General features: G+C 39.5%; 17 protein-coding genes. 3 read left to right on the forward strand and 14 right to left on the reverse strand.

The features are described from left to right. Nucleotides 1-212: 212 nt before the first annotated feature. The gene (locus tag AC3ITD_RS21270; RefSeq protein WP_489362695.1) at nt 213-1868 is read left to right on the forward strand and encodes a DUF4932 domain-containing protein; all 1656 of its coding nucleotides are present in this window, start codon (nt 213-215) and stop codon (nt 1866-1868) included. Between the two features lie 372 nt (nt 1869-2240). Here AC3ITD_RS21270 and AC3ITD_RS21275 read toward each other — a convergent pair whose 3' ends face one another. From AC3ITD_RS21275 to AC3ITD_RS21320, 10 genes are all read right to left on the reverse strand, one after another. Beyond that, entirely contained in the window at nt 2241-2699 is a 459-nt protein-coding gene (locus AC3ITD_RS21275) for an RES family NAD+ phosphorylase (protein ID WP_489362696.1), read from the reverse strand. Beyond that, nucleotides 2700-3155: an Xre family toxin-antitoxin system antitoxin gene (locus AC3ITD_RS21280; protein ID WP_489362697.1), complete on the reverse strand. Its 456-nt coding sequence runs from the start codon at nt 3153-3155 to the stop codon at nt 2700-2702. Nucleotides 3156-3551: 396 nt separating this feature from the next. After that, a complete protein-coding gene (locus tag AC3ITD_RS21285; protein WP_489362698.1) occupies nt 3552-4472 on the reverse strand; it encodes a DUF4625 domain-containing protein in 921 nt (306 codons plus the stop codon). Between the two features lie 105 nt (nt 4473-4577). Further along, entirely contained in the window at nt 4578-5060 is a 483-nt protein-coding gene (locus tag AC3ITD_RS21290; protein ID WP_489366718.1) for a TlpA family protein disulfide reductase, read from the reverse strand. Further along, on the reverse strand, nt 4985-5215 hold the full coding sequence (locus tag AC3ITD_RS21295; RefSeq protein ID WP_489362699.1) for a hypothetical protein: 231 nt from the start codon (nt 5213-5215) through the stop codon (nt 4985-4987). The genes AC3ITD_RS21290 and AC3ITD_RS21295 overlap by 76 nt, the downstream gene beginning before the upstream one ends. 79 nt (nt 5216-5294) lie before the next feature. Beyond that, entirely contained in the window at nt 5295-6212 is a 918-nt protein-coding gene (locus tag AC3ITD_RS21300) for a DUF4625 domain-containing protein (protein WP_489362700.1), read from the reverse strand. A 29-nt stretch (nt 6213-6241) separates the two neighbouring features. Next, on the reverse strand, nt 6242-6715 hold the full coding sequence (locus tag AC3ITD_RS21305; RefSeq protein WP_489362701.1) for a DUF4625 domain-containing protein: 474 nt from the start codon (nt 6713-6715) through the stop codon (nt 6242-6244). A gap of 125 nt (nt 6716-6840) precedes the next feature. Beyond that, nucleotides 6841-7548 (reverse strand): DUF4625 domain-containing protein, encoded by a 708-nt coding sequence (locus AC3ITD_RS21310; protein WP_489362702.1) that lies wholly within the window; start codon nt 7546-7548, stop codon nt 6841-6843. Between the two features lie 28 nt (nt 7549-7576). Next, nucleotides 7577-9988 (reverse strand): TonB-dependent receptor, encoded by a 2412-nt coding sequence (locus AC3ITD_RS21315; protein ID WP_489362703.1) that lies wholly within the window; start codon nt 9986-9988, stop codon nt 7577-7579. Between the two features lie 784 nt (nt 9989-10772). Further along, nucleotides 10773-11015, reverse strand: coding sequence for a hypothetical protein (locus AC3ITD_RS21320; protein ID WP_489362704.1), 243 nt, complete (start codon nt 11013-11015; stop codon nt 10773-10775). Between the two features lie 620 nt (nt 11016-11635). Between AC3ITD_RS21320 and AC3ITD_RS21325 the strand changes: the two genes are divergently transcribed. After that, nucleotides 11636-12151 (forward strand): S41 family peptidase, encoded by a 516-nt coding sequence (locus AC3ITD_RS21325; protein WP_489362705.1) that lies wholly within the window; start codon nt 11636-11638, stop codon nt 12149-12151. 315 nt (nt 12152-12466) lie between these two features. Here the strand turns inward: AC3ITD_RS21325 and AC3ITD_RS21330 are convergent, their stop codons facing one another. The 3 genes from AC3ITD_RS21330 to AC3ITD_RS21340 all read right to left on the reverse strand — a co-directional run bounded on the left by AC3ITD_RS21330 (nt 12467) and on the right by AC3ITD_RS21340 (nt 17371). Next, the gene (locus AC3ITD_RS21330) at nt 12467-13792 is read right to left on the reverse strand and encodes a serine hydrolase domain-containing protein (RefSeq protein ID WP_489362706.1); all 1326 of its coding nucleotides are present in this window, start codon (nt 13790-13792) and stop codon (nt 12467-12469) included. A gap of 643 nt (nt 13793-14435) precedes the next feature. Next, nucleotides 14436-15239: an alpha/beta fold hydrolase gene (locus AC3ITD_RS21335; RefSeq protein WP_489362707.1), complete on the reverse strand. Its 804-nt coding sequence runs from the start codon at nt 15237-15239 to the stop codon at nt 14436-14438. 269 nt (nt 15240-15508) lie between these two features. After that, the gene (locus tag AC3ITD_RS21340; protein ID WP_489362708.1) at nt 15509-17371 is read right to left on the reverse strand and encodes an ATP-binding protein; all 1863 of its coding nucleotides are present in this window, start codon (nt 17369-17371) and stop codon (nt 15509-15511) included. 183 nt (nt 17372-17554) lie between these two features. Here AC3ITD_RS21340 and AC3ITD_RS21345 point away from each other — a divergent pair, with 183 nt between their 5' ends. Continuing rightward, complete coding sequence (locus tag AC3ITD_RS21345) at nt 17555-18628, forward strand: PAS domain-containing sensor histidine kinase (protein ID WP_489362709.1); 1074 nt, start codon at nt 17555-17557, stop codon at nt 18626-18628. A 53-nt stretch (nt 18629-18681) separates the two neighbouring features. Here the strand turns inward: AC3ITD_RS21345 and AC3ITD_RS21350 are convergent, their stop codons facing one another. After that, on the reverse strand, nt 18682-20217 hold the full coding sequence (locus AC3ITD_RS21350) for an alpha-amylase (RefSeq protein WP_489366720.1): 1536 nt from the start codon (nt 20215-20217) through the stop codon (nt 18682-18684). Nucleotides 20218-20402: the final 185 nt, after the last annotated feature.

A 20402-nucleotide genomic window follows, 5' to 3' on the forward strand; every position in this document is an offset into this window, starting at 1 on the left:
AAGCACCTTTTAGCGAAGTCGAAATCCACTAGAATCCAAATCCTTTGATCTACTGAGCAGTTAAATATTCAATAATTAATAATCTTTTTAGACCATGCATGCCTAAAATAGCAATAATCAAGCAAAAAACAATGGTATGGCTATTGGAAGTTGAATGGCTATGCCAGTTTGAGAGACAGAAAAAATACAGGACACAAGCTCAATACAATTTTATGCGAAAAATAGTACTCATCTTATTATCAATCTTATGCCTAACCAATTTACAAGGCTTTACTCAATCAACCTTTAACAAGAAAAATTTTCAGGAATGCAGGCTGGTTTTAAATGGCGTAAGTTTTAGTGTGGATCCGCGTATAGAGCTGTTTCATACAATAGAAGTCCTGGGTGGAACCCCACTTGTGAATTTTATTGAGTTGGATTACAAGCAAAAGATCCTGACTAGTTTTGCCAAACATAAAAACCACCCTCTGTTTGCCTATTTAAAACATAGTAATCTTTATGGCAAGCTTTTCGATTCCATCGATGCACCAATTTGGGCAATGCTTCATTTGACCAACGACTTGGAGTGGCGTAAAGATATTGATGTTCCTGAAGCTAAAAATTCTGCTATCGACTCTTTGAGAATCCTTATGAAAGATTTTGCTAAGAAATCAAATTATATAGGGTTTTTTAATAGTAACATCGATTTTTTCCAGATATCATTGGCGACACTGACCTACAACCTGCCTGATTTTAATGAGAAGCAGCGCCTTATAAAATATTGTGGAAGCGATAATGGCAATAATATTAAATTTAATGTGATTCTCAACTTCTTGGGCTGGGGAAATTTTGGCCCGCGTATGTATAAAAAAAGCGGCGCAGAATTGTATGCTGTGATAGCACCGGAGAAATCGGCTATTAGGGTGCCCACTTTTGATATTTCTGCTTTGTATCGTCTTTTATGGCATGAGTTTGCGCATTCTTTCGCCAATCCTGCCATTGAAAAATATGAAGCGCAGTTTGACCAGTTTGAATGGATGTGGAATCCTATAAAAGAATCAATGAAAGCACAAGCCTACCATTCCTGGCATTCGGTAGTGAAAGAACATCTAACAGAAGCCATCGCCTGCCGTATGGCTGCACTGAAGTTTGGTGAAAATGCTGCTGAACTAAATTATGTCCGCCGCCAATATGGTATGAACTGGATATACCTTCATCCCTTACTTGAAGCGCTTAAACGTTATGAAAAAGAACGTCAGCAATATCCTACTCTGGAGAGTTTTATCCCGGAAATTATCAACGCATTGAAGAATGTGAAGAAGAGTGACATTGATATTTGGATCGCGGAAGCAAAGAACATTAAAAAACCTGATGTCAGCATGATGCCGGTAATTGATGCCATTTATGACCAAAAGGACATTTTGTTTATTACTTCAAGCAATGAAGCGGACCAAAAGGCAGACCAGAAATTAAAGGATTTTATTAAAAAATTTAGAAACAGGTTCCCCGCATTTAATGAGGCGAAAGTGGTGGCTGATACAACAGCACTAAAAATGGATCTTTCTGGGTATAATCTTTCTGTTTGGGGTACTCCGAAAGGGAATAAGTTTTTACAAAAGTATTTTGAACAAATTCCGCTTTTGATCGAAGATGATCGCATTATTGGTGAGAACATCTACGAAGGTACCGGGTATGGAATGTTAATAGGATGGGTTAATCCCTTAAATAACGAAAAGGTAATGGCTATATATACGGGACAAAGCCCAATAGATGTGATCGATTTTAATGAGATCCCGAACGGGGCCGGTAACTACCATATCTTTAATAACAAAATTACGATAAAGCAAAGTACATTTAGACGCCTGGGCGAGATTTGGTTTGCAAAATAGCAGAATTAATTTTTAGCGTTAAATCTATTTACCTATGGTGAGTTGATAATTTAATTGGCCTGTAATGTTGCTTTAATTGATAAATGCAGAGCAATATTTTCCTGTCATACCAATTATCAAAAACTTATTTTACTGATCTATTTGGTCTTGCGGTTTTTAATGATGTGTTTTTATTAAAAATCATCAAGTAAAAATGTTCCTTTTTTGAGACGCATCATTTATGATATAAAATTAATTAGCACATAAAATGCCAATTTTTTAATAAACTTTTTTCTCACTTCAACTAATGTTCTACTCTGAAATATCTGTATATTTAGGTATTAATAATTTCTTTTTTTTTTGCGTAAAAAATACACTGTAATAAAATATATTTTAGATTAGACGTCGGTCAACAGGTATTTTAATTACATCAATTATTTTAACAAGATCATTATATCCGGGGAATAGAGGATCCAAAAGTATATTATATTCCGATCGATTGACTGCCGACTTAACCTTAATTCCCAATAATTTATGTTCGGAAAATAGTTGATCTCCTAATATTTTACATGCTAAATTATCGGTATTTAGCCAATCTTTTGGATAGTTTGAGTCGGGAATTAGATATATCAAATCTTCGTTGGTAACACTCATTTCTATAATATATAAATCCTGTGGAATTTCCTCCATATCAAAATGCACAAGGTTTTCCAAAAATGCCAAGGATGAGTTTTCGGAGGTGTAAAGTACGTAAGTTCCTTTATCATTCCATCGCCCACCTGCTCGGAAGGCCCCCATTCCGGACAAGTCTTTAATCCTTTTTTCGGATTTTACAATTCTGTAGACATGCATCTATGAGTAGACTCCTTCCTCTATGCGTGTCAAGACATCTTCGATCATACCTATTCCTGTTGGTGTGGAAAAAAGAGATAAGGGGGTTTCGCCGTGAAGTGCATTGTTGGGTTTAGAAAGCCATCTTTGAACTTTTTCCTTATCGTCAAATACTTGATAAGCATGCTCCAGAACCCTTGCAACTTCGATTACAAGGGATGATGTTCTTATATCAAGTTTATCGTCAGCTTGTTTTCTTTCAAGCGTTTTTATTGATAAATTCAATATATCTTCCACGAAGCTTTTTTTGGACATTCCTGTAAAACTGATTACTGATTCCGCCGAAGCCTTACTTATGCCCGCCCTTGAGAGTAAGATAAGGTCGTAATAATTTTTTATCGGAATAGCTAGCGATAATGCCCCGCCCAGTAGATCACTAATTCTTGGCTTGTATATTTTTTTGTTAATCAAATCCATGTTACGACATTTTTATTAAAAATAAATATTTTTGTCGCAAAATCCAATTTTTAAATTGTTTATGACATTGAATTGGATTGATTGGCTTATTTCGTTCGTTTTTTGAGACTAAAAAAAACCTAATTCGTCATGCTGAAACTGAGGCTGAATTTTTTATAATCCAAATACTGAAATCCTCTTCGCCAAATTGTTTGTTAATTGCTGGCCAAATCTCAATTATAGTAGGTTGCGTACCAGCAATTATGTAATGTTTTTGATTTTGCGTCATTCAATTAAACACCTACTTCTAGATAATCAAGATTTGTTTAAGTAACAACATTTATTGATTTTTTGTATTACATTATTATTCTGGGTAAAGTGAATATCTAAATCAATTTTCCCGCAAATTATTGTAACCTAAAATCCTTTAATGGTTAACGGGATATAATAGTATGCGCTCATGTTATAAGTTTTATTGGTATAGACTACACCAAAATAATATTCATCATTTGCCCATGCTTTTTCTCTACCAATGGCACTGGATGGAGTGTTATTGTCCGCTAAAGCGCCTATCTGGAATTCTTTTGGACTGAAATTTGGAAGGCCCACATAGTTGGTAAAAGTATTTGTAGCAGTTACTCCGGCATGTTCCCTCATGTCCGTTACGATTACTTTTGAAAAATCAATTTTATCAACGGATTCCGGAAGGTGCCCGGCATTTTTTTTAACCAGAATGTTGTACATGATTCCATCGCCCTTTACCTTGCTGATATCCACATAAGCTCTTAGTTTTTCATTTTTTGAATACCCTTTATCATCCCCAAGCATAAATCCCCTGTTGAGAACATAGACAAAACCCTTGTCCATTTTTTCCAGCATCAGTGAATACATTTGTGGATTAACGGGAAGACTTTCCGCTGTGACCAGGTTAATTGGGTGCTTTTCTTCCAGTAGCGTTCCGTTCTCATCAGTGACTTTGATTGTGAAATCATATTCACCTGCAGCGGCTTCTTTGGGGATGGTGAAGTGTTTATGAACATTGGTATTTCGGACCCCTTTAAATTCTGTCCATGTCAGCTCAAAGGACCAGTTTGACGGATAGGTAACGCCTTTCTTTTGGCTGATAAGGACTTGAACGGTGTTGATTTTATCCCCGGCAGTTACATCCATGTCCAAATGGAAGTCTCTGCCGATGATGCCCTGCCCGTTATTGCCTGACCCGATTTCCAGATCTGTTATCGTAGGCAAAGGAAGTTCCTCTTCTGGTCTGTCTTTTTTACAGGCAGTGAAAACCAGGGCTGCGAATAATATAAGTAGTAGTGTTTTAATAGGTTTCATAATAAAAATATATGTTTTTGTTTTTAATAGATATGGATTTCAAATTTGAAGTAAAACGTAAATCAGGATCTCCGTTAAATACATGCATTATAATAAATGCTTTCGTTAGGGGGCTATTTCTTTTTTTTTGCTGAGATACTCATCGATTACAGGGATCAGCTTTCTTTTAAAATCTGCACGGACGGCGTCTTCATCAATTTTTCCCCCTAAACTATAAGACCTGATCTTGCCGGCGCGGTCAATGACCATTGTTGTTGGATAACCCATTACGTGAAAAACATCTCCTGCGAGGAAAGCCTTTGGATCGGCAATTGTTTGAAAATCAAACTTGTTGGCTGCAAGGTATTGCAAGAGATCTTCCTGCTTTTCGCGGGCAATGGATAAGAACACGATGTCTTTGTTTTTATATTTTTCGACGATTTCATTCAGTGGATTAACCTCAAGTTTACATGGTTTACAGGCAATAAACCAAAAATTCAAGACTACCACCTTTCCCTTGAGCGAGGCTAAGCCTACTGACCTTCCATCGATAGTCTCAGCGGAGAAATCAGGGGACTGTACCCCATCAAGCGCACCGGGTTTCTCAATATCGTATTATGCGCTCCTGTAAATCTGGAAAGCGCTTCTTCATAAGCATTTCGTTGTGCAAACGCCACATTTCCACAAGTTAAGCATATCATAAAACAAATGGCGGGAAGCGAAAAAGATGCAATTGATTGTATGTATAAGTACCGTCTTTTCATATAATATCCTTTTGGATTCTGAAGCGACCCTGCCGGAAAAGCTGATTCTCCATAGCAGGGTAGCTGGTAAAGTTTCTTACTAATTGTAATTGATAGTAATTGGAACACTCTTGAATACGCTGATATTGTGCGTCGTGTTTTTGTAAAGGATTACCCACTGGTACTGACCGGATTCCCAGGCTTTCTCTCCGGTAATTGCATTAGCAGAGGGTTCATTATTGTCCATCGCTGCACCGACCGTGATGGTTTCTCCTCCATAAACTCCGTTAACAAGTTTGAGTGTGGATACCTTTCCTGCATTACCAAGCCCTTTGTGCTCGGCTTTGGTCACCACAATAACTTTGCTTAGATCCAGCTTATCTATACTTTCAGGATAATAGTTCGCCTTCCTTTTAATCAGGACCGAGTAAAGAATGCCGTCATCCTTGATTTCGCTCACCTGGGCATGGAGGCTCATCTCGTCGCCCTTTTTAAAAATAAGTTCTTTCTCTTCAAAAACGTCGGTATAATAAATCAGTGTGCCGTTTCTGGAAACAAAATCTCTTCCAATCTTCGGGTCAACCGGGAGATTCGCCGGATCCAGGATGATGAGATCTTCTTTGATCTCCAGTTGAGTTCCATTATCATCCTGAACGATTACTGCAAAATCATAGGTTCCTTCCGGCCCAGTCGCTGGAATGGTAAAATGCTTGTGAACGTTTGTGTTTTTTACGCCAATATATTCCGGCCACGAAAGCTCAAACTTAAAACTTGAAGCATAGTTGTGTCCGGCTTTTTGGGAGATGACGAGTTTGACGTCTTTTATTTTACTGGCTGCCAGAATATCTGCGTTGAAATGGAAATCGCGGCCCCTAAGCGCCCTTTTATTATTGGCCGTACCAATCTCTACATTCTCGGCAGTTGGCTTTAATGCCTCTGGCTCCGAGCCTTCTTTTTTACAGGCAGAGATACTGGCTGTGATGAATGCCAGGGACAGTATCAGGTTTTTAATTTTCATGTAATGGAATTTTTTAGAAATGCAGTTGGTTAATTGATTTTAATGCTAAGTCCTTTGATCGTTTGCCATCCTTCCTTGTCAGTCAGTCGGATCATAAAGTGATAATCTCCGGGATCAATATCCGTTGGTATGGTGATCTGTTGTTCCATCAGAAACGATCTTTGTTCAGCAGGAATTGGAAAGCTTTTGATGAGCAGAAATGGCTTGACCGGAACTTTAATGGGTTCCATTGAGCAGGTTTCCACTTCGGTACTGTGGGTATGGTGATCAAAGTTGTGGTGAATGTCAAGGCTTAGCGAACCAAGTGCGGTATTGTCGTTGAGCAGTGCCCTAAAAGTAAAGGTTTCGCCACGGTTCACCGTACCACACTGTTTGGGAAACGCATTGGCCGCGGTTACATCAATTGTTGGATACTCGGTATCAATTTCATTTTCAGTCTCCTTTTTACAGGCGGACAGGCATATCACCGTTAAGATGGAAAAATAAAAAATCGCTTTTTTCATAGGATAAAAGTTAGGCTATAAGCCATGCCGGATGGCGGGATTTATAGCTGTTAAAGGGTGTAGATTTAAAAATATATTCTGTTAATAAATGCCCGAGCTTATCGTAGTTTGACGACTATTTTAAACTATTTATCGAAATGCTCCTCGAATTCCACTTCTTTGCCACTCTGGTCAATGACCTTTAGGTGAACATGATAATGGCCCTTGGGAGCTGCTGCCACGTCAAGATGTTTGTGCAGGTTGTAGCTAGTCTTTCCTACCACCGCTGCATCTTCATAACTCACTTCTTTTTCCCAGCCATTACCGTGTACTTCCAATACCAGTTTAGCTATTTTGTTTGGCGCAGTAACAGACGCTTCTACATGCAGGTCATTTCCGGCGGTATTAAGTCCGACTTCGAAACCTGTCACTTTTGCAAGATTTGGATCTTCGGTTACCTGAAGGTCGAACTCGATTTCGCTAACCTGTCCATTCTGGTCGGTAACTTTCAGGTGGCCATGGTGGGCGCCCACCTTGGCATCAGCAGGTACATCGATGTGCTTATGGAATTCTGCATTTTTAAGCCCCGCAAATCCTTCGGTGTAGGTAGTGCTGACATTCCAGCCGTTTCCGGACTCCGGATGGATTTCAAGCACAACATCTTTGATATTGGCTGGTGCACTGATCTGGGCCTCAATATGCAGGTCATTTCCAGGATGGGCGATCTTGCTGTTGCCGGTACCCACCTCAAGCGCTGATATCATTGGTGCCTGGGGCATCTGCTCATCCTTTTTACAGGCAGTAAAGGTGATGGCAAAAAGAAAAAATAATAAAAGGGTTTTCGTTGTTTTCATGATTTGAATTTTTAATGTTATTGGATATTTAAGGTTTGTTTTTGATGTTGCTGAAAGGTAGTTTTATAGATAATACGATATTTCGTCCCATTTCAGGCAGCGCTATCAGCCGGTAGAAACTGGTATGATTGAGGTACCGTGTGTTGAGTACATTCTGTGCCTGCAGGCTGAACATCAGGCTTTGATTGTAAAATTTCACCGTAGTGCCTGCCTGTAGGTTGATGAGCTGATAGCCCGGTGTCTTCTTCTCCGGGGGAACGATATTGTTCTGTGGACTGGTTACCCGGCAATCAATTGAGAAATAGGTTCCTTCCGGTCTGTTTTTCAGTACCGGCGACCAGGTCAGGTTGAATAACGCTGAAGCAGGCGGAGAAAAAGGCAAGGTGTATCCTGCCTTGTCACCCGAACGCTGCTCGGCGGAAAGATACTCTCCCAGGACTTCTGCGTTTAAAGTTTTAAGGAATTTGATTTTGAACTGCAGTTCTGCTCCGTATCGCACCACTTTGCTTTGGGCATACTGGAAGATCTGGTTTCCGGCACCGTAATTTGTATCGTGGCCCGAAGTAGGATTCAGGTAGATATAATTTGAAAAATAATTGTAAAAAGGACTCAGTAATATTGACCAGCGCTCAGCTTTCCATTCCAGGCTCAGGTCGGCCTGATAGGACTGTTCGGGGGCAAGCGATGGATCTCCTTTCTCAAAACTGAAGTAATGGTAGTTCACGCCGTTCGCACCAAGCTCCTTTGCAATTGGCATACGGAAGCTTTTACCAATATTTGCTTTTAAGGAAAAGCGATCAAGGTTATAGTTTGCACCTACTGACCAGACCAGACTGTTGAATTGCCTTTTGAGATCCGAAGAGCGCACTACGTACTCTTCTCTTGCTACTTCGCCGCTGGTGATGGTGGAGGGGAACCAGTCGGTATAGCTGAACATCCTGATCCGGCTGTGATCATATCGCAGCGCTGCATGAAGAAGTATTTTATCGTTAAGCCTGTATTTATCATATACAAATGATCCGACTGAATACTGATTAAAAGCAGGCACCAGAAATGTATATCCGTTGATGCCGTTGTTCTGATGTTCGCCGTTCAGCCCCAAACTTAACTCATGTTTTCCAATGGTTATCCTGTCTCGCAAGTTTGCCGAATAAACCACCTTATCAAATTCCCGTTCAAGGTCAGAGGGAATAGTCATGAAGGATGGATAGACCGGTGGCATGTAGCCATGGTTTACGTAGTCACTGAATTCCTTTCTTAAATTTCGCTGATAGCCAAGTTCGCCTTCAAATCTATGATTACCATCTTCCAGAACGCTTCGGTTGATAATTTTAAAATGATTCACTTTCTGACTTGGACGCAATATATCCTTGGATGACGCGTCATGCATCACCGCATCGACGTTTCTGGGCTCAAGCCCATGTGCATTGGCAAAAAAACCACTATTGCTGAAGGTGTTGCTGAGATAAAATACGGATCGGAAGCGCTCGTTTACATATCCAATATTTAAATGGGTACCGGTTTCCCTGCCGGCAGTATTGCGCAGGAAATTATCCTTTAGTTTCACCTGGTAATCGTATACATAAACCTCATCAGTTGGTACCCGGTAATCGCCATAGTCCTGATAGGTAAACCTGGAGTCTAAAAACCAGTGCTTGTTTCTTGCATAAAAATTTACCGAGGTTCCCAAAAGATTATTGTTGGTTTTGCCAATGAGATCAATAGATCCACCAATGGAATTAGGCATCGGGATAGGCGCAGGGTTTATCGCAATTGCGCCTGCAATGGCATCCGAACCGTAGATAAAGGATGCGGCACCTTTGATCAGTTCCACCTGATCAGCAGCGAACTGATCAATCTCGAGTCCATGATCGGCGCCCCACTGCTGGCCCTCGTGTTTGACACCTTTATCTACCACCACCACTCTGTTAAAGCCTAACCCGCGTATCAGGGGTTTGGATTGACCGGAACCAATGCCGATTGTTTTTATTCCGGGAAGGCGTTCCAGTGTTTTCATTAGGCTTCCGCCCAGATTCCGCTGAATAAAAGCCGCATCTACCGTTTGAATGTTCAGTGATTCGGATTTATTTCGCTGCTCCATACGATCATCTTCTATAGTCACTTCTTTTAATTGTTTAACCTCAGCAGTCAGGGTTACATTGATCTTCATGGAAGTATAGATACTGTAGGTATTCTCGATAGTGGTATAACCCAATCTTGCGAATCTCAGCGTTGTTTTCCCGCTTTCAAGGCTTTCCACCAAGAAATGGCCATCTTGATCAGTGAAGACGATTTTGTTACTTCCAGGAACGGATACCGCCACGCCGGAAATTGGCTGATGGTGTTCATCACTTATCAGCCCCTCCAGGTTAAAGTTTTGCCCAAAGGCATCGGAAAACAATGCAATAAAGAGAATAAATACGCAAATAAACTTTTGCATGCTAGTAAAAACAGACACTTATCGGTAGGCGTTATTTGGCTTAATGCGCTACAATAGGCGCAGCAGCACAGCCGGATGAAAAAATAAAAAAAGAAAGACACATTTTTAGCAACTAAAAATGCGTGCAATGAACAAAGCTATCTACTTAGATCGCTGAATAGAGTAGGTTAGGAGTGAAAGATGGGTGGACCCTTGTTGGTAAAGCCCTGAAGGGTAAATTCGTAATTGCAGATACAGGAATTGCAGTTATAGGTTATTTCAACGGGTGAAAGAACGTTCATGTATGGCGAAAAATACGCTGGAAGATGCTTGCTTTGTTTGTGGATGATGAAATCACATATTTCGCACTTTTCTATTGCGGACACTGAATCCGAGGTAATATTTTCCTTTTCAGAAGAAAGTGCCCGGTGGGTATGCGCAAGCTGTAAAATCGAGATTGAAAGAAAAAGCATCACAAGAAGCATCGACAGGAACCGATGCGTTTTGGTGTGAGAAGAAACCAATTGCTTTTTCATTTTGTTACAAAGCTGCATTAAAATTCTCACTTCTTTATGGGGTTTAGCATTTAACTTTGTAACAGTTTATATACAGAATATGATAGTGCTTAATTTTTAATTAAACCTGACAATGTCTGCATAATCCGTGGAAGATAGGCTGTTTTCTCAGTTTGTTTTGTTTAAGAATTATTTCATAGTCAAAAGGCAGTGAGGGAAGCTGTGAAACCCGATGACAATTTTCACATTTTACCAGTGGAACAATTTCTTCTGCCACTTCTTTGTAGCGGTTAAAGGATAAACGATTCGTTGCCCCCATTATCAACAAAACCTATGAGAATCTTATGTGCTATCAAAATAGCAACAATTCGGTAAACACTTACCCGGTCTACCTTATTTTGCAAATGAGAACGAATTTCACTATGCATAAGTGCAATATGATCAGTGTTGAAAAGGTTCAGCAACAAAATCCTGGAAGCAGTCGCCCTTAGTCCTCTTGCTTGCAGCATGTCTTTGAGAATTAAATCGTTCATCTCATTATTATGTTTCGGACATATGTACTATCATCAGTTATTCAATACTTTCATTCCAACCTTCAGACATTCCTGTAGAATAGTAGTGTTTTATCCGTCTTTAGTATTTAAGCGCTGACGACCCGACTGCTAACCTTAAAATCATGCTATTTCGCCAATCAGAATTCAATATATAAGCAGGAAAGTAACCACTCTTCTCTGCTCAATCATTAATCAACCAAACTTTTCAAATGTAAAACATAAATTGTTATCGAACAAATAAAAACAACAAAGTTGCATTTACCTTATAGCGATAAATTGATAATAAAATTGAATAAAACAAAAGATAAACAGATAGAATGTTTTTCCCGCTATAATTGTTGTTCAGTCTGAGACCAAAATATGGATTGATTTCATTGAATATTCATGATGTTGCTTAGCAACTGCTTTTTCCACTTAGTCTTGAAAATGATATTCTGCAAAAACGGGCTAAAGAGAAAAAAATCAGAGGTATAGAAAATATTGGTGATGATATCACTTTGTTCAGGGCTGGTAATTTCTTTGATAAAGACCTTCCAAAAAACAAAGACCTTGCAAGATTATCAACTGAACTGAACAGTAAAAAAGCGCTTATTTTTGACATGAGAAAGTATCCTCAGTCACTGGGTTTGTTTGGTTACTATTTGCCATTGGTATTGGGTAAAGCTCCATTTGCATTTGCCCGTTATTATGCTGCAGACCTGAAAGACCCGGGAACCTTTATACATAGGGAAGCTATTGAAAACTATATGTACGTTTCGAAGGATGTCACAAAACCTATAGGAGATTTGTATTCAGGCAAAATAGTAATTTTAACAGACGAAAATACTCAAAGCATGGGCGAGTGGTTTACTATGATGCTACGTCAGTTCAACGCCAATGCAACCATTATCGGTAGTCAAACGGCGGGTGCTGATGGTGATGTTAAAAGGTTGACTCTGCCCGGAGGCTATCATTTCAGCTTCACTGGAAATGGTATTTTTTATCCAGATGGACGACAAACCCAGCGTGTTGGCATCAAACCTGATATTTATTTTAAAGCCTCTGCCAAAGATTTGGTTGGAGTAGAAGATGCACATCTGCAAAGAGCTATGAAATATATCAGAGAAGGGAAATAAGCCTTCAGTTTGATAGTGTGTGTAAAAATTAAGCTGCTTAGAGCATGTATCGCTAGACCCCATTTTGCTTTCATGAAATAAAACGTTAAATTCTTAGAACATCTTTCAAGATTTTTAGCGTTTGAGAAACGATTTTGAAAAAAACAGGGCATAGAAAAAGTTTCGTTTAAGACAGCATTTTATATCAGGTGCTTTATCTACCGATCAATAATCAACACTTTGCGATGGGTTTAATTTTTCTTGTTCTATGATCTTTTATGCTTTCCAACTGGAGTTTGTCCATTCTTTTAGCATACTTAAACAAATCTGCTGATCCTACATGACCAGTACATACTTATAATTTTTACCGTCCTGGACTAAAATCATTTCACCTTTGGCACGATTAAATCTCAACTCAACATCATACTGCTCACGCTTAAAATTGTCTTTGTTTACTGCATCAAGTGAGAAAGCCGGCTGACCCGTAGCCTGGGCAACCAAGACTGAACCTGATTTAGTGATTAAGATTTTTAAGGGCTTTTCTTTGCTTTCATAATTGCCAAGCAATTCATCAAGGTCCTCTTCTTTAAGCTGTAGGGGAATTTGGTAGGGCTTATTATAATATGCTTTAAGCAGTACCAAGAATAAATCATTTAAACCGAAATTCATGCCATTGGTGGTGATGGCAAAGGTAGCACCGTCTTCAAGATTTGTATATAATACACTATAACTTCCGTAAGTTCCACCATTGTGGCCTATTAACGTTTTTTCATAAAACGGGGATTTTAAAAGACCCATCCCGAATATGTTATTACCTTTAAACGCCTTCATGTGATTGTAGCTATTGCTGCTAACTAATTTTCCCGATACAAGCGAGTTTATAAATATCGACAAATCTTGGGGTGTAGACAAGATATCCCCCACACCTACCACGTTTGGGAAATAGATTTCTTTAACCGGAACCCAAGATCCTTGAAACGAGTAAGGTCTTGCTTCGAGTGATAAACTATTATTTCTTGTTGCTGCAATTGTGTTTTTCAGGCCAATCTTATTGATAATTCTTTGTTTCAGTGCTGCTTGGTAGGTTTTGTTCGTGATCTTTTCTACTATATATCCAAGCAACAAGAAGCCACCGTTTGAATACTGCTGTTTAGCTCCAGGCTCGAAATGCGGTTTTACCTGAGCAATTTTGTCAAGCAGTTCTGCTTTGGTATGTGGCTCAGTAATCCATTCGATGTTTTCGTTCACATGGTCTGAAAGGCCGCTAGTATGGGTAAGCAAATGTTCAATGGTAATTCGATTTGCATTAGGCATATTTGGAAAAAACCTGGAGAGTTTTGTGTCTAAAGAAATTTTATTTTCATCAATCAGCTGGAATATCATTACTGCGGTAAAGCTCTTGGAAATAGAACCAATTCGGTATTGAGTTTGTAACGTTGCGGGATTTTTTTTGTCTCCCTCGATCTGGCTAAAGCCGATAATCTTCTCATAAATTAACTTTCCATGTTTCGTAATCATTACACTTCCCATTACCTGATTATTCGAAGAAACTGCATTTAAAAAGCTATCCAGTTTGGCAATGTGAATGTCTTGGGCCTGTGTATTATAAAAAATAGTAGTAATGAGAAATGTAAGAATAGGAGTAAGGTTTTTACACTTCATTTTTATACCATATATCCAATGGAATGGAGGAAAAATATAGAGTTGAATATTCATTTGCGTAGCAATGTAACGTTTCACAAGCACTTATTCAAGACCAGTAACCTTAAAAACACATCAAATTAATAATTTGTAAATACTAAAGCCGAGATACCGATAATCTGAATGGACCAAGTCGCTGATTATCCAGGTGTCATTTTAATCCAATTGTCCTATTGGTTTTAAAACCGACGAGGCATAATAAAAACCGCATTGTATGAAAATCACTTAACGGAGCAGTTTTATAGTAGATTAATAGCTTACATTTTTTTAAAGTAAGATAGATGTTCAGAAAATTAAAATGAATGGATTTTGATGATGTACTTAATTTTAGGATGTATTACAGTAGATTGCTTTGCCGTCTAAAAGGGAAATGATGATAATGCTCAACATGAATCCCGGCTTAATTTACATATGCTTTTTCAGCGGATAGACTTGTTGGTCAGAACTATTTATCAGTTGTTTCCATCCTAAATTGATTGTAGCCCAAATATTTAACGTTAAATCTAAATCTTCGTTTGTTGAGACAAAATTACTTTGATGCTGTAATTAAAGTGTTATGATTGATGAAGATTATAACAGAAAATGCACTAAATCAATTCATCAATCAATTTAAGTGATACTTATAAAATTTCACAATCTCATTTATTACAACTTCTGGTTTATCTTGAGGTATATTGTGGGAAGTGCCTTTTAGATATAGTAACGTTGCATTCTGCTTTCTTTTAACAAAATCTTTTTGAGAGAGTTGAAATCTTTCATTTTCCTGCTTTGAATCAAACGGTCCAAATTCTGCCATTACATCTAATATTGGTATTGTTTCTTCTAGCGAGATTTTTCGAACAATATTACTATTACTTTCCATTGCAGCTAAAACATAATAGAGCCATGATTCTTCCTTCTTAAACTGTTTGCGATCCAGCTTCTTGTAAACCTGCCTGGCAAACCTCATGTCTGCTCTTGAGGCTATCCTGGGATCAAACATCATAATACCCTTTATTAGATGAGGATTTCTATTTGCGTATAGCATAGAATAAAAAGCACCCAATGAATGACTGACCAAGAGCATATCAGAATTTCCATAACCTAATTTTGTCAGTGCAAATTCAAGCGATTTTACTTCGTTTAAAATGTTGTATTGATTTGTATCGATATCACTCTTGCCAGAACCCTGGCGATCGTAGGTTATCACTGTAGCGTTTAGAATATTATGCGCCCGGGTTGAGATTATGTCCCATTGACTGGCACCAAGCGCTCCACCTGATTCAAATAAAATAGTTTTTGCATTACCTTTAATTACTTTGATGTGAAGACTACAGGTACCTACCTCAATAAGGGTATCAATTGTCTGAGCATAGCTTTTATTAAAGTTTGGAAATAATATTAGTGTCGCTATAATGTAGGTTTTCATTGTGGCAGTATCTTGATGTATATTTTAGCGCGCAGCACTAGTACGTACTGAAAGTACATCTATAATTTCAGATTCTTATATTTGGACGAATTATTCGTTTATTGAGACTTTTTTATAGACTTGAAATTAAACTATGAAGTTTACAGTTAAGGGGAAGTTATTTTTGCAGGTAGATGGGAGTGTTCCTTCAAGACATTCTCACGGAAAATATTACCGCTTCCCATGGCTTAATAGTTTGCATACCTTATAACGGTGATCCAATAGTCAAATCAATGTGGGATAGAAAAACTAAAATTACTACCTGTTTCACCTGGTTTGCTTTCTGCCCATATCACTCCATCATGTAATTTTATGATCTTTGCGCAGATGAATAGGCCGATACCGAAACCCGATACCGTATGAATGCGCTGGTTTTTGCTTCTAAAATAGGGCTTAAAGAGTTTTTCTTCCTCGCCCGGTATGATGCCTATACCCTGATCTTTCACGCTAAATATCAAATTACTGTCTTCGACCCGGAATTCTATCTGAATTGGAGATCCGGAAGGAGAATACTTTATAGCGTTGCTGATCAGATTATGTATAACCATTCCAATTCTATCCCTATCCCCATTTACCATAAGACTTTCAAATTTTGTAGTGGAAATGCGATGGGTTGAGATCTCATTGATAAACTCCTCATTGAGTTCATCAATGAGATCACAAAAATTAAATTCTCTCTTCTCGATCTTCATTTCGCTAGACTCTATCCTGGAGATATTCAAAAATCCTTCGATCATCCGGCCCATTTTTGATAGCTGATGGTGGACCTTTTTAGAAATATTTGCGGCATCAACCTGTTGACCAAGATCATGTTTGTATGCTAACAGCTGTATAAATCCGCCGATTGAAGTTAGTGGTGTTTTAAGCTCGTGACTGACCATTTCTATAAACTTATTCTTCATGTGCTCTTCCTGAATAGCTCCAGTTACGTCCATCACAACAGCATATATTGATTGAGGTTTTCCTGTTTTATCTTTGCTCACCTTCCCAACTACCCGCATCCATTTCCGCTGGCCAGATATCAGGTGGCGGATAGGGTAGGTGCTATCAACCGCGGTTCCATGTTCAGCCGCATCATAGAGTACCTGATTTACTTCATCACGGTATTCCGGTTCTACTGCCTGCATTACCATTTGCCAGTCAATGTCTCCCTGTAACGGCAAACCGTAATGATTGCGGTATTCTTGGGACATTTTTGCTTTCAAGGTAGCGATGTCAAGACTGCAACTTCCCATTTCAGCTGCATCCAATGCAGATTGAAGTTCTTCTTTCCGGGCAGCGATTTCAGTATTAGAGATGATGAGCGCCTCATTTAGCCTGGTAAGCTCCAGCAACTGATTTTTAGTTTCGCTTATTTCTATACCGGTGCAGACATATCCTAAAAAACGCTGATAACTATTTAGTCTTGGTGAACCTTTAATTTTTAACCATCTATACAGATTGTTTCGATCCTTTATCCTGAGCTCTGCTGAAAATGAAGCCCTGGTTGAAATCGCATTGTAAAGCTGATTATGAAAGGGCTCCAGGTCATCCCCATGGACTAGTTCCTCCCAATGGAATCTGCCCTGCGAAGGGATTCTTTCTCCCATAAACTTTTCCCAGGCAAGGTTGCGGAATTCAATGTTTCCATATTCATCTACCATACTGATCAATACTTCTGAATCATCTGTCATGTTCTGAAGCGTCATCTCACGCTCCGAAACCATCGCCTTTTTACAGGCTATGCTGCCAATACCGAAGTTTAAAATGATTGCCCCTTGACTTTTATCTGTAGATATCATGTTATAAGACACTCCCTCAAACTCTGATTTGAAAGCATCCTTTACAGCGCTCAGGGAAAGCCTATCAAAATTTGTTCTAAACCATTGTTCCAGATCAAGTGCATAGCCCTGAATGAGATCTGGCGAACTATTCAGGATGAGTTTTAGACCAGGCGCTAAATCCATATTGACAATGGTATCCTTATCGATCTTCAAGCAATCCGCAAAATAATCGTTGACCATGGAAATCGACATGCTTGGAGAAATGATCATTAAACAACTGGGCACTAAATTGAGTGAATGTTTAAGCTCAGCTGAAATATTATCTTCCATCGGTAACCGGATTATATTGTTTTAAGTAAAGTTTTTGATATATAAATTGACTATTCTTGTTCTATTAATTATCTAACCCCCCCCTTAGCCCAAATGTTTGAACTCATCTGAGTTTTCCGGGATTCTTAGATTTGCAGTTTATGGATCAATGCTTAACTTTGCTAAAATAAATAGCTAAAATCATTGCCAAAAAACTTTTTTAATTCTGCCAGGATTTCTGAGGAACACCTGGCTATAGCCCTTGCCCAGGTTAAGCTCGGCTTCTGGGAACTTGATCTTAAAACCAAACTGATTGAATGTACTGACCAGAACAGGATAAACTTCCGATTAACACCAGATCAGGTCATTGCTGAGCAAACGATTATAGATTCCATATTACCTGAGGACCGGTGGCGAAGGGAGGAAGGGCTGAGGCAGGCTATGAATCCTGAAACACCTACCTATGATTTCGAAGTCCGTGTCAGGCATACCGGTAACAATATCCATTGGCTGCAGGTAAGGGGGACGGTGATTTTCGAGGATTTAAAACCAGTTCGCATAGTAGGTACAACCATTGATATAACCGAGAAAAAGGGTGCAGAAATTTTGCGTGATGAAATCCTGAATATTACTACCCATGAACTTAAATCACCCTTGTCAGTTGTGAAAGGGTACTTGCAATTACTGCACAAATTCATTGTTAAAATTGGAGACACCAAGCATCAGCTTATTGCGGAAAGGGCAATTACTGCGAGCGGGAAGGTCGAGCGACTTATGGATGATATGATCAATAACAAGTTATATCACCAGACTGAGATGATCCTGAAAAAGGAAACTGTTAATCTTGAGGAACTGACACTAGAGGTCATTGCCAATGCCAGTCTCACCAGTGGCGATTTTGAAATCAGCCTGGCTACAAAAACAGATATTCTCAAGGTTACTGCGGATAGATACCGAATCGCACAGGTCCTGACAAACCTGATCAATAATGCAATTAAGTATTCTCCAGGTGAATCCAAAATTCAGATCGAAATCTCCGGTGACCATACGAATATTCAGGTTTTGGTCATTGACTATGGTATAGGCATATCCGAAACCGAACAGACAAAAGTTTTTGAAAAGTTCTACCGCGTGGAAAATGCGAGCACAATTGCATCCGGCAGCGGAATAGGTTTATTTCTTTGTTCAGAGATTATTGCCCAACATGGCGGTGCGATTCGGATAGAAACTAACCCTGCTGGTAAAGGAACGGTGGCCCGTTTTAATCTGCCACTTTAGATATAGGTGAAATGTCAGTAAAATTTATTCACTGACATTTCATTGTTCTAAGCTTAGGCTTTTGCCCATACGGATACTGACCCGGCCTCACAGTAAAACTCTGCCCAGCCATCTTCGCCGATAGTGACCTCTCCCTGATGATGTGATAGGTAATCACGAAATACGCTCCCTGCAAAATGAACGCCGACTTCCATCCTTTTGGTTCCCGCCGAGCCGTTTGATAAAATCACTGCGATTCCTGAATTTTGATGGCCGTCATCCCCTGATCTGGTCCAACCAATGCAGCTTGGGTGATCTAAATAATCTCTTTGTTCACCGTAGGCTTTGTCTTTTCTTAAATTCAAAAGCACCTCTAATTGTGGTAGAGGTTCCATGGTAACTTCATGGTCGAATCCATCTGTACCTTTATCGGTATAACTCGAACCATATACATCCGAGTAGAATACGCAAGGGTATCCAGCTTCCCGAAGCAGTATAACGGCATAGGCATGCGCCCTAAACCAGGGTTCTACCGTTTGCTCCAGGGACTGAAGGGGCTGGGTATCGTGATTTTCTACCAGTGTAACAGCAAGCTCAGGTAAGGCCTCTACAAGGGTGCCCTGAAGAATAGTAGTCAGATCAAAGTTTTCTCCTTCCTTTGAGGCGCGTGAAAAGTTCGCCTGAAGGCAGGCATCGAATAACGACATGCGTCTCCCGGTTGCGTTGATATAATCGAGCATGGATTGAAGATCACCCGGTGACCAGTATTCGCCGACCGTAAATAATTCCTTGCCCGTCACTGAACGCATGTGGTCCAGCCACTCATTGAAAAATTCAGCAGGCATGTGCTTGATTGCATCCAGACGGAAACCGTCCATTTCTGCGGTATGATAAAACCACTCGCCCCATTTTTTTAACTCTTCCCTCACGTGTGGGTTTCTGAAATCGATGTCAGTGAGCATCAGGTAATCATAATTCCCGTTTTCAGTGTCCAGCACATTCTCCCAACCGCTTCCATATTCGTTTTGGATGCTATAAACAGCGGACTCTTCCGTTCTGGCATCGTAATCTACGCCTGTGAAACATTGAAAGTCCCATTTAAACTGGGAATATTTACCTTCTCGGCCAGGGTAGTTAAAAACGGTGTATGCATCAATTTCGAATGGTTCAGAAATGAACTCATTCCGGTTATCCGGATTCACTTTTCGCACGGTAACCGGCTCATGGTCGTCTGCGCCCCCCAGGTGATTGAGGACAATATCTGAATAAACCTGGATGCCAGCCTCGCGAGCTGCGTGTACTGCATCAATGTAATCCTGTTTGGTTCCGTACTTGGTACGGATGCTTCCCTTCTGATCAAATTCGCCTAAGTCGTAAAGATCATAGGAATCATAACCGGTTGAGGATTCGCCTTCCATGCCCTTGTGAGCTGGTGGAAGCCATACTGCATCGATGCCCATGGCTTTTAACCTGCTGGCATCATCTTTTACTTTTTTCCATAAACTTCCGTCCTTTGGATAGTACCATTCAAAGTACTGCAGCATCGTATGGTTTTCCATATGTTTTTTAAGATTAATTTTTGTTAAGCATATCAACTGTGAACCATCCATAATTGTTTGAAGGTTATTATGGTTAGTTGTAAGAAATTTTAATTCTCTTAAGAAAAAACCCCAAAACAATTTAGCATAGCACTCAAGGGTGGTGAGCCAACTGGGCTGCCAACATTTAAGTTTGCTTGCCCATGATCAAACCAAATATTCAATAAGTGTCTATAAACGTAATAACCTTTTTTTGC

It is taken from the genome of Pedobacter sp. KH_004 (genome assembly GCF_057840755.1).